This window comes from Paractinoplanes pyxinae (assembly GCF_026626335.1).
Lineage (GTDB): Bacteria > Actinomycetota > Actinomycetes > Mycobacteriales > Micromonosporaceae > Actinoplanes > Actinoplanes pyxinae.
Genome location: NZ_JAPNTZ010000002.1, coordinates 23,787 through 36,442, shown reverse-complemented (window position 1 = coordinate 36,442; position 12,656 = coordinate 23,787). Strand labels below are relative to the sequence as shown.

The following is a 12,656-nucleotide window of genomic DNA, read 5'->3' as shown; positions in this document are numbered from 1 at the left end:
TGTGTCAGCGCGGTCCGGCGGGAATCTCAAGAGGGTTCCTCACATCACCCGAGGATGACCGATCGTGTCCTGCCTTGATGTCCCGAACGCCCCGATACGCTCGCGCCCAACAGGCCGAACAAGCGCGCAGGCGATAGGCTGGCCCGGTGGAACGACCTGAGCTGTCGATCACGGCTGAGCACGCACCCGACGAGGTCACCTTCCACCTCGCCGGTGAGATCGACGTGCTCACCGTCACCGAGCTGTCGGCGCTGGTCAACGAGGCCTTGATCGAGCCGCCGGCCCGCATCGTGCTCGACATGGCCGGCGTCACCTTCTGCGATTCCCAGGGCCTGGGCACGCTGGTCGTGCTCAGCCGCAAGGCCCAGCATGCCCGGTCCGTCCTGGCTTTGACCAACGTCGGCGACTTCCTGCTGCGAGTGCTCGATATCACGGGTCTGCGCAGCGCCCTCATGATCTCCAGCACCGCCTGACCAAGACGCAGCCTTCAGTCCGGTCTTGGGTGGCGGGCGGGGCGGTTGGATGGCTTCAGTCCGGTCTTGGGTGGCGGGCGGGGCGGTTGGATGGTTGCCTTGACGCCGGTGTCAACGCCTAGCGTCGGGTGACGACGAGGGGACATCGGCATGTTGATCGGGGAGCTGGCGTCGCGGGCCGGAACGAGCACGCGCACCCTGCGCTACTACGAGCAGCACGGTCTCGTCCAGGCTGACCGGGACGCCAACGGCTACCGGCAGTACGACGACGCCGAGTTACGCGTAGTGCACGAGATCCGGTCGCTCTTGGCGGCCGGCTTCGGCCTCGAAGACATCCGCCCCTTCGTCGCGTGCCTGCGAGCCGGGAACGAATCGGGTCACGTCTGCCCCGACTCGGTGCTGGTGCTGCGCCGCAAGCTGGCCGAAGTGGACGGCTTCATCGGGCAGCTCACCGACCTCCGGCAGCAGTTGCGCGCCCAGTTGGACGAGGCCGTCGCACACCGGGAGTCGCCATGTCACACCCAGACCTGCCAGCCCTGACCGATGCCACCATCGGCGCCTACCTCGCCGAGGCCGGCGTTCCGGTCGCCGTCGACGTGTGGGCCGAGTGGTGCCCGCCCTGCGGCCCGATGGCCCGGACGCTGGCCGAACTGCAGCCCGAGTTCGCCGGCCGGCTGCTGATCGCCGCGCTGAACGCCGACGAGAATCCGGAGACCTCCCGCGCGTACGGGATCATGTCGCTGCCGACCCTGCTGATCTTTCAGAACGGCGTGGTGACCCAGCGCCTGGTCGGCGCGCGACCGAAGTCGGTGCTCCGGCCTCTGCTGGCCAGCGCCCTCACGCCGTACGCCAATGTTTGATTAGTTGCCCCAGCGGGCCTTCTCGAGCAGGGCCAGAGCCTCGGCGGCGGCCTCGTCACCGCCGCCGCGCAGCACCCGGGCCGCCTCGTCGACCGTCTCGGTGAGCCGCTGCCATTGCGACTCCCGCTCGCGGGTCGCCTCGGCCTGGGCCTTGAGCTGCTGCGTCTTGGTCCACAGCTCGACGAAGATGGACACCTTGGCCCGCAGCACCCACGGGTCGAACGGCTTGGTCAGGTAGTCCACCGCGCCGACCGCGTAGCCCCGCAGCGCGAGCTGGGCGTCGCGGTCGGCGGCGGTGAGGAACAGGATCGGCACGTGCCGGGTGCGTTCCCGCCGCTTGATGTGGCCGGCCGTCTCGAAGCCGTCCATGTTGGGCATCTGCGCGTCGAGCAGGATCACCGCGAAGTCGTCGGTGAGCAGCTGCTTGAGCGCGGCCTCGCCGCTCTCGACGGCGACCGCGGTCACCGGCAGGCCCTGCAGGATCGCCTCCAGGGCCAGCAGGTTGTCCTTTCGGTCGTCGACCAGCAGGGCCTTCGCGCGCTCGGCCACACCCCATCCTCTCCGTGGGCCTGATCAGCCCAGGTCCGGCTCCGTTGTCTTGTCGGCGTTCACCCAGCGCGCCATCAGCTCGATCAGCTCGTCCAGGTCGACCGGCTTGGTGATGTAATCGCTGGCCCCGGCCGCGAGGGCCGATTCCCGGTCGCCGGGCATGGCCTTCGCCGTCAGGAACACTACCGGCAGGTCCTGGAAGCGCTGGTTGCGCCGGATCCCCCGGGTGGTCTCGTAACCGTCCTGGTCGGGCATCATCGCGTCCATCAGCACGATGTCGACCTCGGGGTGTTCACCCAGCAGGCGGACGCCGTCGACCCCGTTGTCGGAGTACAGGACGTTGAGCCCGTGCATCTCGAGCGCGCTGGTCAGCGCGAAGACGTTGCGCACGTCGTCGTCGACGATCAGCACGGTCGCGCCGTCGAGCTGCCGGCTGGCCGGGCTCACCACGTGCCCCTCCAGCGCCGGGCCCTGGTGCAGCACCGGCATCTCCATGAGCGGGATGTCGATCGGCGCCGGCGCGGGCTGCACCACCACCGTGGCCGAGGGCAGCGTGGGCAGGCTCAGCGGCGGGATCGCCTCGGCGCTGAGCGCGTCCGGCATGTAGAGCGTGAACGTCGAGCCCTCGCCCGGCCGGGACGAGACCACGATCGTGCCGCCGAGCAGGGCGGCCAGGTCGCGGCTGATCGACAGGCCGAGGCCGGTGCCGCCGTACTTGCGGGTGGTCGTGCCGTCGGCCTGCTGGAACGGCTCGAAGATGATGGCCAGCTTCTCGTCGTTGATGCCGATGCCGGTGTCGGTGACCGCGAAGGCGATCACCTGCCGGGCCGAGGCCAGCGCCGGGATCTCGAAGTCGGTCTCGGGCGGGGCGCCGAAGATGCTCAGCGTGACCGAGCCGGTGTCGGTGAACTTGACCGCGTTGGACAGCATGTTGCGCAGGATCTGGTGGAGCCGCTGGGCGTCGGTGAAGATCGCCTCGGGCAGGCCCGGCTGCAGCCAGACCCGGAACTCGAGGCCCTTCTCGTTGGCCTGCGGCGCGAACGCCTGCTCGACGTAGCTGCGGACGCCCTCGAAGTCGACCTGGTCGGGCTCGACGTCCATGCGACCCGCCTCGATCTTGGCCAGGTCGAGGATGTCGTCGATGAGGGACAGCAGGTCGGTGCCGGCGCTGTGGATCGTACGGGCGAATTCGATTTGCTTCTCGGTCAGGTTGGTCTCGGGGTTGTCGGCCAGCAGGCGAGCCAGCAGCAGCAGCGAGTTGAGCGGTGTGCGCAGCTCGTGGCTCATGTTGGCCAGGAACTCGGACTTGTAGGCGCTGGCCCGGCTGAGCTGCTGCGCCTTCTCTTCCAGGCCGCGGCGGGCCTGCTCGATCTCGCGGTTCTTGGTCTCGATGTTGGCCTTCTGCTCACTCAGCAGCTGAGCCTTGTCCTCCAGCTCGGCGTTGGTGCGCTGCAGCTCGGCCGACTGGTCCTGCATCTCGCGGGCCAGCCGCTGCGACTGGGAGAGCAGTTCCTCCGTACGCCGGTTGGCCTGGATGGTGTTGAGGGCGACGCCGATCGTGGACACCAGACGCTCGAGGAACGTCAGATGCAATCCGGAGAAGGTGGCCACCGAGGCGAACTCGATGACGCCGAGCATCTCGCCCTCGAACAGCACCGGCAGCACGACCAGGTCGTTCGGCGGCATCGACATCAGGCCGGAGCGCATGGTCAGGATGCCGTCGTGGGTGGCCCGGACCCGGATCGTCCGGCGGGACACGGCAGCCTGGCCGACCAGGCCCTCACCCGGGCCGAAGGTCACCTCGTGGTTGCGGGCGACATAGCCGTACGACGCCGCCAGTCGCAGCCGCATGACCGCCTGCTCGTTGTCGACCAGGAAGAACGCGCCGAGCTGGGCGTCGACCAGCGGGGTCACCTCGGTCATGATCATGCGGCACACCTCGCCGAGATCACGCTGGCCCTGCAGCAGGCCGCCGATGCGGGCCAGGTTGGAGTCGAGCCAGCCCTGCTCGGCGTTGGCCTTGGTCGTCTCGCGGAGCGTGACGATCATCTGGTTGATGTTGTCCTTGAGCTCGGCGACCTCGCCCTGGGCCTCGACCGCGATGCTCTGGGTCAGGTCGCCCCGGGTCACGGCCGTCGACACCTCGGCGATCGCCCGCAGCTGGATGGTCAGGGTCGAGGCGAGCTGGTTGACGTTGTCGGTGAGGTCTTGCCACGTACCGGAAACGCCCTTGACCTGGGCCTGACCGCCCAGCTTGCCCTCGACGCCGACCTCACGGCCGACCCGGGTGACCTCGGTGGCGAAGCTGGAGAGCTGGTCGACCATCGTGTTGACGGTGTCCTTGAGCTCCAGGATCTCGCCCCGGGCGTCGACCGTGATCTTCTGCGACAGGTCGCCCTTGGCCACCGCCGTGGTCACGCTCGCGATGTTGCGCACCTGGGCCGTCAGGTTGGACGCCATGTAGTTCACGTTGTCGGTGAGGTCGCGCCAGGTGCCGGCCACGCCGCGCACCTGGGCCTGACCACCCAGCTTGCCCTCGGAACCCACCTCGCGGGCCACGCGCGTGACCTCGTCGGCGAACGACGACAGCTGGTCGACCATGGTGTTCACGGTGTTCTTGAGCTCCAGGATCTCGCCCTGGGCGTCGACCGTGATCTTCTGCGACAGGTCACCCTTGGCCACCGCCGTCGACACCTGGGCGATGTTGCGCACCTGGCCGGTCAGGTTGGAGGCCATCGAGTTCACGTTGTCGGTCAGATCGCGCCAGGTGCCGGCCACGCCGCGCACTTGGGCCTGACCACCCAGCTTGCCCTCGGTGCCCACCTCGCGGGCCACGCGGGTCACCTCGTCGGCGAAGCTCGACAGCTGGTCGACCATCGTGTTGACGGTCGACTTGAGCTCCAGGATCTCGCCGCGGGCGTCGACCGTGATCTTCTGCGACAGGTCACCCTTGGCGACGGCCGTGGTGACCGACGAGATGTTGCGGACCTGGCTGGTCAGGTTGGACGCCATGTAGTTCACGTTGTCGGTCAGGTCGCGCCAGGTGCCCGAAACGCCCTTGACCTGGGCCTGGCCGCCGAGCTTGCCCTCCGAGCCGACCTCGCGGGCCACGCGGGTGACCTCTTCGGCGAACGACGAGAGCTGGTCGACCATCGTGTTCACGGTGTTCTTAAGCTCGGCGATCTCGCCCCGGGCGTCGACCGTGATCTTCTGCGACAGGTCACCCTTGGCCACCGCCGTCGAGACCTGAGCGATGTTGCGGACCTGGTCGGTGAGGTTGTCGGCCAGCTGGTTCACGTTCTCGGTGAGGTCGCGCCAGGTGCCGGAGACCCCGCGCACCTGGGCCTGACCGCCCAGCCGGCCGTCGGTGCCGACCTCGCGGGCCACGCGGGTCACCTCGTCGGCGAACGACGACAGCTGGTCGACCATCGTGTTCACGGTGTCTTTGAGCTCCAGGATCTCGCCCTGCGCGGCCACCGTGATCTTCTGCGACAGGTCGCCCTTGGCCACCGCCGTCGACACCTGGGCGATGTTGCGCACCTGGCTCGTCAGGTTGGAGGCCATCGAGTTCACCGAGTCGGTGAGGTCTTTCCAGGTGCCCGCCACATTCGGCACCTCGGCCTGACCGCCCAGCTTGCCCTCGGTGCCCACCTCGCGGGCCACCCGGGTCACCTGCTCGGCGAACAGCCGCAGCGTGTCGGTCAGCCCGTTCATGGTGTCGGACAGCTCGGCCACCTCGCCGCGGGCGGAGACCGTGATCTTCTGGGACAGATCGCCCCGGGCCATCGCCGTCGCGACCTGTGAGATTGATCGCACCTGGTGGGTCAGGTTGGAGGCCATCGTGTTCACCGAGTCGGTGAGGTCTTTCCAGGTGCCGGCCACGCCACGGACGTCGGCCTGACCGCCCAGCTCGCCTTCGGTGCCGACCTCGCGGGCCACGCGGGTCACCTCGTCGGCGAACGACGACAGCTGATCGACCATCGTGTTGACGGTGCGGCCGATGCGCAAGAATTCACCCCGTAGGGGTCGCCCGTCCATCTCGAGCGCCATGTGCTGAGAGAGGTCACCCTCAGCGACGGCCACGATGACGCGGGAGATCTCGGTCGTCGGCCGGCCGAGGTCGTCGATCAGCGCGTTGACCGAACGCACGCTGTCGGCCCAGGCGCCGTCGAGGCCCTCGTCGTCCAGCCGCTCGGTGAGCCGGCCGTCGCGGCCGACGATGCGACTGATCCGTCTCAGGTCGAGATTCTGCCGCTCCTGCAGCGAGACCACCTCGTTGAACGCGTCGGCGACCTCGCCGGGCAATCCGCTGCGGCGGGGCAACCGAACCTTGAGATCGCCACGGCGAACACGCCGCAGGGCCTCGGCGAGTTCACCGAGCACTGCGGTGTCGTCGGGCATGCCGACGCTGGCTTCTTTGGCCGCGGTCATGCTGTCCTCACTCGCTGTCCATCCTTGGTGGGCCCCTATCCTCTCTCGCCCGACCGGGTCAATGCGAGAGACGACTTTGTGCACAGGCCCACCGGCAGGAGAGGATGCATGCGTGTCAGTGGAGGCCGATGCGATCTCGGACACCCCGGCGGGTGGTCTGCTCCGGCGTGTCCGGCTGCCCAACGACCGGCGCACACCGGCGGCGGCGCGCGCCCTCGTCCGCTCCGTGCTCGAAGAGGCGGGGCTCGAATCCCTGCTCAACGAGGCTCTGCTGCTGACCACCGAGCTGTCCACCAATGCTGTGGTGCACGCGAACACCGAGCTCGACATCGAGGTGCGCTCCGACGCCACCGGGCTGACGGTGACGGTCACCGACTTCGCGCCCGGCCCGGTCGAGCAGCTGGCCGTCGGCCCCCGCAATGAGAGCGTGGACATCGGCGAGGTGGCCGAACGCGGCCGCGGCCTCCTGCTGGTCGACCACTTCGCCAGCCGCTGGGGCACGGTGCACGAGGGCACCGGCAAGGGCGTCTGGTTCCGGCTCGAGCGCGAGCACACCGGCGAGGTCACGGCGGTGGTGCCGGCGACGGCGGCCGAGAGCGGGACGCCCAGCCTGGGCGCGCTGACGGCCCTGCTGCACGTGCACCCCGAGCGGCAGTCGGAAGAGGGGGTGGCCGAGTTCGCGGCCGACCTGCTGGCCCAGCTCTCCCGGCTGACCGGCGCGGCCGGCGGGGTCATCCGGCTCGACCGGGGTGACGGCGGCGGCCGCCAGCTGCTGGCCCGCTACGGCCGGGCCCCGCGCGACGACGCCGACACGATCCGGGTGCCGCTGACCGTCCAGCGGCCCTACTCGGGCGAGCTCGAACTCGATGCGTCCCCCATCGGCTACGCCCACCCGCTGGCCACGCTGGTGGCCGAGCGCTTCTCGCTCCACCTCGAGAACGACCGTCTGCGCCGGGCCGACCTGCGCCGGCAGACCTGGCTGACGTTCCTGGCCGAGGCCAGCGAGCTGCTGGCCCAGTCGCTCGACGTCAACCTCACGATGGCGCTGATCCCGCAGCTGGTGGTGCCCCGGCTGGGCCAGTGGTGCGCGGTGCACACCACCGACGCCTGGGGGCGGCTGCAGCTCGCCGCGGCCACCCACGCCGACGAGGGAACCCTGGCCCAGCTGCACGAGATCCTGGCCGAGACCGGGCCCGACTCGATCCTGACCCGGCTCGAGGAGGCGTCCCGGCTGGGCACCCAGGTGATGCTGGGCGCGCCGACCGAGGGCTTCGCGGTGCCGCTGGTGGCCCGGGGCACCCGCCTGGGCACGCTGGCCGTGGGCCGGCACCACCGCATCCGGCACGACTCGGACGAGGTGGCCGTGCTCGAGGACGTGGCTCGTCGCGCCGCCCTGGCCATCGACAACGCCCGCATCCACGACGAAAGGCACAAGGTCGCCCGTACGCTGCAGGCCTCCCTGCTGCCGCCGGCGCTCCCCCGCGTCGAGGGCATCGGCTTCGCCGCCGAGTACGTGCCCACCGGCTCCGAGGTCGGCGGCGACTTCTACGACGTGGTGCCCCAGGGCGACGACACGTGGCTGGTCGTGGTGGGCGACGTCTCCGGCAAGGGCGTGCAGGCGGCCACGGTGACCGGCCTGGTCCGCGACGTGATCCGCATCCTGGTCGACGACGGCAAGCCGATGGGCGAGATCCTCTGCCGGGTCAACAAGACGCTGGTGCAGCGGGGTGGCGGGCGCTACTGCACGCTCGCGATGGCCTCAGTCAGCCGCTCGGCCGACAACGTGCTGTCGGTCTGCCTGCACCTGGCCGGGCACGACCGGGCCGTCCTGGTGCACGCCGACGGCAAGACCTCCTTCGTCGGCGAGGGCGGCACGGCCCTCGGCCTGCTCGAGTCGATCACCTCGCCCGACGTCGAGGTACGGCTGCAGCCCGGCGACTCGCTGATCTTCTACACCGACGGCGTGACCGAGCGGCGGCGCGGCCGCGAGCTGTTCGGCACCGGCCGGCTGCGCGACGCGGCGGGCCCGCTGGCCGGCTACCCGGCCGAGGTGATGGCGGCCCGGCTGCGCTCCACCACGATCAACTTCTCGGTCGAGGAGCCGCGCGACGACATCGCGATCCTGGTCCTGCGCAACGACGCCTGACCTGGTCCGGCCGCCGCGCGCTGCGCAAACGTCCGACCTCGCCCTGTCGGTGCCCCGCTCAAGCCCGCCAATTCGCCCCTTTTCTGCGTTTATTTCGTGGCATGGTGTTTGTCATGGCGAAAACGCAGTACTACACGGCGACGAGCATCGACGGCTATATCGCCGACGAGAACAACTCGCTGGAGTGGCTCTTCGACGTCGACGGGGGCAACGAGAACCCCTTCGGCGGGTTCTTCGCGGGTGTCGGCGCGTTCGCCATGGGCGCGACCACCTACGAATGGGTGCTGGCGAACGACAACGTGCTGGCCGAGCCGCAGAACTGGCACGACCTGTATGGCGACGCCCCGTGCTGGGTCTTCGCCAACCGGGAGCTGCCGCTGGTGCCGGACGCCAACATCTTCATGGTCAGCGGCGACGTGAAGCGCGTGCACGAGGCCATGCTGGTCGCCGCCAAGGGCAAGAACGTGTGGCTGGTCGGCGGCGGCGACCTGGTCGGCCAGTTCGTCGACCAGGGCCTGCTCGACGAGATCATCCTCGGCATCGCGCCGGTCGTGCTCGGCGGCGGCGCCCCGCTGCTGCCCCGGCATCTGACCGCGCAGCACCTGGCCCTCACCGGCACCGCGCAGATCGGGCGCTTCGCCTACCTGACCTACGCCGTGGGCAGCGAGCCCCTGCCCGAGCGCCACCCCGCCGAGCACCGCTACGCCGTCCTGCACTGATCTTGCCGGGGTAACCCACCACCTCCCCCGGCCACCCAGGGGCGTTGGGGGAAGACGCTACGCGATGTCAAGCGGGCGGCGGCGAGTTATCCACAGGCAGCGCATCCACAGGCGGCCGTCAGAAGAAGTCGGGACGGGCGGCCATCTCGAGCTCGCGAGCCAGTTCGGGCGGCGCGGCAACGATCGAAGCGCGGCCGCCGCGGGCCAGCAGCACGTGGCGGACGCTTTCGATGATGGCGGTGATCTGGGCCGGCGCCGCGCGCCCGGGCAGTACGGCGTGCACGCGGCCCAGCCCGGCCGACCCGCGCACCGGCACCGCGAAGCCGGCCGCGTCGCTCAGCGCGTAGAGCGTGGCCGGCAGGTCGGCCGCCGAGACCGAGAGCCGCAGGGCCACGTCGTCGCGCCGGAACGGGTAGGCGCCCCACCACGGCGGCGCGATCGGCGTCACCACGGCCCCGGCGCCCCACGCGGCGGCCAGCCGCTCGGCCTGGTCGACCGCGGCCGCCTCGGCCCCCTCGAACAGCACGGCCAGCGTGCCGCCCTGGCCGCCGACCGGCAGGTCGACCTCGATCGCGCTGGGTTCCAGCTCGTCGGCCGCGGCCACCAGCTTGCCCAGCTGCAGCGGGGTGGGCACCGCGATGCCGGCCCAGCGGCGGGCCTGGGGCAGCGGTTCGAGCCGGAGCGAGGCGGCGGTGATCACGCCGTCGACCTCGGCCAGCCCGGGGCGACCGTCCTCACCGTCGGATTCGGCCGCCTCGCCCGCGCGGTCGATGTAGGCCACGCTCGACACGTATTCGGCCGGGGTGCCGTAGCGGTAGCGCAGCGGGCCCGACTCGTTCACCGCGAGCATGCCGCCGACGGTGGCTGCCCGGGACGGCGGGTCGACCGGAAGCCGCTGGCCCTGCAGCGCGAGCGCCGCCTGAAGAGCGCGAACCGGAGTGCCGGTGGCCACCTGGACCGTGGCGCCGGCGACGTCGTGGCTCCACAGCCCGCTCAGCCGGCCCGTGTCGACCAGCACGTCGACGGGCTCGTGAGGCGTACCCCAATCGATCTTGGATCCGCTGCCGCGAGGCAGGAAGCTGAGGCCGCGGCCGACCGCCAGCCGCAGAACATCGGAGACCGCGCGCGCGGTGGCGGGCACCGCGACGAAGCCGGCCCGGCGGCCATCGACCGTGTCGATCGACCGCGCGACGCGCGCATAGTCGGGACCGCAAATGTCCACAAGCGCGCTCAGCACCTGATCTTCTGGTGGCTCACTCACGTCCAGCTTCCCCACGTCCTCGAAGATCGTCCACTCTGGCATATCGTACACGTGTTCGAACGAGCGCGGTCGCGAGCGCAAGAAGTAAAGAAGACGGGGAAACCGGACTGCCCGGTAACGTAGGGCGCGTGACGAACCCGACTGCCGACAGCCCGCCCACCGCCGAGCAGGGCACCCACGAGCGCACCTTTCACGGCGACACCGTCACCGACGAGTACGCGTGGCTGATCGACAAGAAAGACCCGCGCACCACCGCCTACCTGGAGGCCGAGAACGCCTTCACCGAGCGGGCGACGAGCCACCTGAGCGGGCTGCGGGAGACGATCTTCAACGAGATCAAGGGCCGCACACAAGAGACCGACCTGTCTGTTCCCTCCCGCAAGGGCGGCTACTGGTATTACACCCGCACCGAAGAGGGCAAGCAGTACGGCATCTCGTGCCGGGTGCCGGTGCAGGACGGCCAGACCGATCCCCCGTCGACCGCCGGCCACCCCGGCGAGCAGGTGCTGCTCGACGGCAACGCGCTGGCCGAGGGCAAAGACTTCTTCGCCTTGGGCACCTTCGACGTCAGCCCCGACGGCAACTGGCTCGCCTACTCCACCGACTTCTCCGGCGACGAGCGCTTCACGCTGCGGGTCAAAGACCTGCGTACCGGTGAGGTGCTGGCCGACGAGGTGCCTGACACGTCGTACGGCAGCGCGTGGTCGGCCGACGCCGGCGCGCTCTTCTACGTGACTGTGGACGAGGCCTGGCGCCCCCACCGCGTGTGGCGCCACACGGTCGGCCGTCCCGCGAGCGACGACGTGAAGGTCTTCGAGGAGCCGGACGAGCGGTTCTGGGTCGGCGTCGGGCTCACCCGCAGCGAGAAGTTCCTGGTCATCGAGGCGTCAAGCAAAATCACTTCCGAGGTACGGGTGATCCCGGCCGACACCCCCGAGGCCGAGCCCACGCTGATCGCGCCCCGCGAGCACGGCGTCGAGTACTCGATCGAGCACCACGGCCACCGCTTCCTCATCCTGCACAACAAGGACGCGGAAGACTTCGCGCTGGCGTACACGTCGGCCGACAGCCCCGGCGACTGGGTCGACCTGATCGCCCACGAGCCCGGCACCCGCCTCGAGTCGGTCGACGCCTTCGTCCGGCACATCGTCATCTCGCAGCGCCGCGACGGGCTGACCGGTCTGCGGGTCATCGGCGACGGCAGCACCGACTTCTACGACATGGAGTTCCCCGAGCCCATCTACAACGTGGGGCTGGCCGGCAACCCGGAGTACGACACCACCGCCGTGCGGATCAGCTACGCCTCGATGATCACGCCCGACTCGGTCTACGACGTCGATCTGGTGACCCGGGCGATGACGCTGCGCAAGCGCAGGCCGGTGCTGGGTGGCTACGAGCCCGACGACTACGAGCAGTTCCGCGAGTGGGCGACGGCGCCCGACGGCACCCGGGTGCCGATCTCGATCGTCGCCCGTAAGAACACCCCGCGCAACGGCTCGGCGCCCGCGCTGCTGTACGGCTACGGCTCGTACGAGACCAGCATCGACCCGTACTTCTCGATCGCCCGCCTGTCGCTGCTCGACCGCGGCGTCGTCTACGCCATCGCGCACATCCGCGGCGGCGGCGAGATGGGCCGCCGCTGGTACGAAGAGGGCAAGCTGCTGGCCAAGCGCAACACCTTCACCGACTTCGTGGCGTGCGCCCAGGCCCTGGTGCGCGAGGGCTGGACGTCGCCCGAGCAGCTGGTCGCCCGGGGCGGCTCGGCCGGCGGCCTGCTGGTGGGCGCGGTGGCCAACCTCGCGCCCGAGGCGTTCGCCGGCATCGTGGCCGAGGTGCCCTTCGTCGACCCGCTCAACACGATCCTCGACCCGTCGCTGCCGCTGACGGTCACCGAGTGGGAAGAGTGGGGCAACCCGATCGAATCGGCCGACGTGTACGCGTACATGAAGGGCTACAGCCCGTACGAGAACGTCACGAAGCTGCCCTACCCCCGCATCCTGGCCATGAGCAGCCTGAACGACACCCGCGTGCTCTACCACGAGCCGGCCAAGTGGATCGCCCGTCTGCGCGCGGTCGCCCCCGACGGCGACTACCTGCTCAAGACCGAGATGGGCGCCGGCCACGCGGGCCCCAGCGGCCGCTACGACGCCTGGAAAGAAGAGGCGTTCGTGCTGGCCTGGGTTCTCGACGTGCTCGGCCGGGCCGGAAACTAGCGAG

Annotated in this window: 9 protein-coding genes; 6 read left to right on the top strand and 3 right to left on the bottom strand. The window is 70.0% G+C overall.

Features of this window, described 5'->3' with window-relative positions:
- Positions 1-146: 146 nt before the first annotated feature.
- The 3 genes from OWR29_RS04825 to OWR29_RS04815 all read left to right on the top strand — a co-directional run bounded on the left by OWR29_RS04825 (position 147) and on the right by OWR29_RS04815 (position 1,333).
- Positions 147-473, top strand: a complete 327-nt coding sequence (locus OWR29_RS04825) for an STAS domain-containing protein (protein ID WP_267561250.1) — start codon at positions 147-149, stop codon at positions 471-473.
- A gap of 150 nt (positions 474-623) precedes the next feature.
- On the top strand, positions 624-1,013 hold the full coding sequence (locus OWR29_RS04820; protein ID WP_267561249.1) for a MerR family transcriptional regulator: 390 nt from the start codon (positions 624-626) through the stop codon (positions 1,011-1,013).
- On the top strand, positions 986-1,333 hold the full coding sequence (locus OWR29_RS04815; RefSeq protein ID WP_267561247.1) for a thioredoxin family protein: 348 nt from the start codon (positions 986-988) through the stop codon (positions 1,331-1,333). Before OWR29_RS04820 ends, OWR29_RS04815 begins: the two co-directional genes overlap by 28 nt.
- Here the strand turns inward: OWR29_RS04815 and OWR29_RS04810 are convergent, their stop codons facing one another.
- Positions 1,334-1,882, bottom strand: coding sequence for a response regulator (locus OWR29_RS04810; RefSeq protein WP_267561245.1), 549 nt, complete (start codon positions 1,880-1,882; stop codon positions 1,334-1,336).
- A 24-nt stretch (positions 1,883-1,906) separates the two neighbouring features.
- A complete protein-coding gene (locus tag OWR29_RS04805) occupies positions 1,907-6,313 on the bottom strand; it encodes a HAMP domain-containing protein (RefSeq protein WP_267561243.1) in 4,407 nt (1,468 codons plus the stop codon).
- A gap of 61 nt (positions 6,314-6,374) precedes the next feature.
- Between OWR29_RS04805 and OWR29_RS04800 the strand changes: the two genes are divergently transcribed.
- Together OWR29_RS04800 and OWR29_RS04795 are read left to right on the top strand one after the other, a co-directional pair.
- Positions 6,375-8,459 carry a SpoIIE family protein phosphatase gene (locus OWR29_RS04800; protein ID WP_267561242.1) on the top strand — a complete coding sequence of 695 codons (2,085 nt, stop codon included), beginning with the start codon at positions 6,375-6,377 and terminating at the stop codon, positions 8,457-8,459.
- A 113-nt stretch (positions 8,460-8,572) separates the two neighbouring features.
- Positions 8,573-9,178, top strand: coding sequence for a dihydrofolate reductase family protein (locus OWR29_RS04795; RefSeq protein WP_267561241.1), 606 nt, complete (start codon positions 8,573-8,575; stop codon positions 9,176-9,178).
- Between the two features lie 118 nt (positions 9,179-9,296).
- On the opposite strand, the gene OWR29_RS04790 is transcribed toward OWR29_RS04795, so the two are convergent.
- Positions 9,297-10,439, bottom strand: a complete 1,143-nt coding sequence (locus tag OWR29_RS04790) for an FAD-binding oxidoreductase (protein ID WP_267561239.1) — start codon at positions 10,437-10,439, stop codon at positions 9,297-9,299.
- A gap of 128 nt (positions 10,440-10,567) precedes the next feature.
- On the opposite strand from OWR29_RS04790, the gene OWR29_RS04785 reads away from it, so the two are divergent.
- Positions 10,568-12,652, top strand: coding sequence for a S9 family peptidase (locus tag OWR29_RS04785; RefSeq protein WP_267561238.1), 2,085 nt, complete (start codon positions 10,568-10,570; stop codon positions 12,650-12,652).
- Positions 12,653-12,656: the final 4 nt, after the last annotated feature.

Excerpts from the sequence above, each read along its gene's own strand:
- OWR29_RS04820 (WP_267561249.1), top strand. The coding sequence starts at position 624 with ATGTTGATCGGGGAGCTGGCGTCGCGGGCCGGAACGAGCACGCGCACC.
- OWR29_RS04815 (WP_267561247.1), top strand. The coding sequence starts at position 986 with ATGTCACACCCAGACCTGCCAGCCCTGACCGATGCCACCATCGGCGCC.
- OWR29_RS04805 (WP_267561243.1), bottom strand. The coding sequence starts at position 6,313 with ATGACCGCGGCCAAAGAAGCCAGCGTCGGCATGCCCGACGACACCGCA.
- OWR29_RS04800 (WP_267561242.1), top strand. The coding sequence starts at position 6,375 with ATGCGAGAGACGACTTTGTGCACAGGCCCACCGGCAGGAGAGGATGCA.
- OWR29_RS04795 (WP_267561241.1), top strand. The coding sequence starts at position 8,573 with ATGGCGAAAACGCAGTACTACACGGCGACGAGCATCGACGGCTATATC.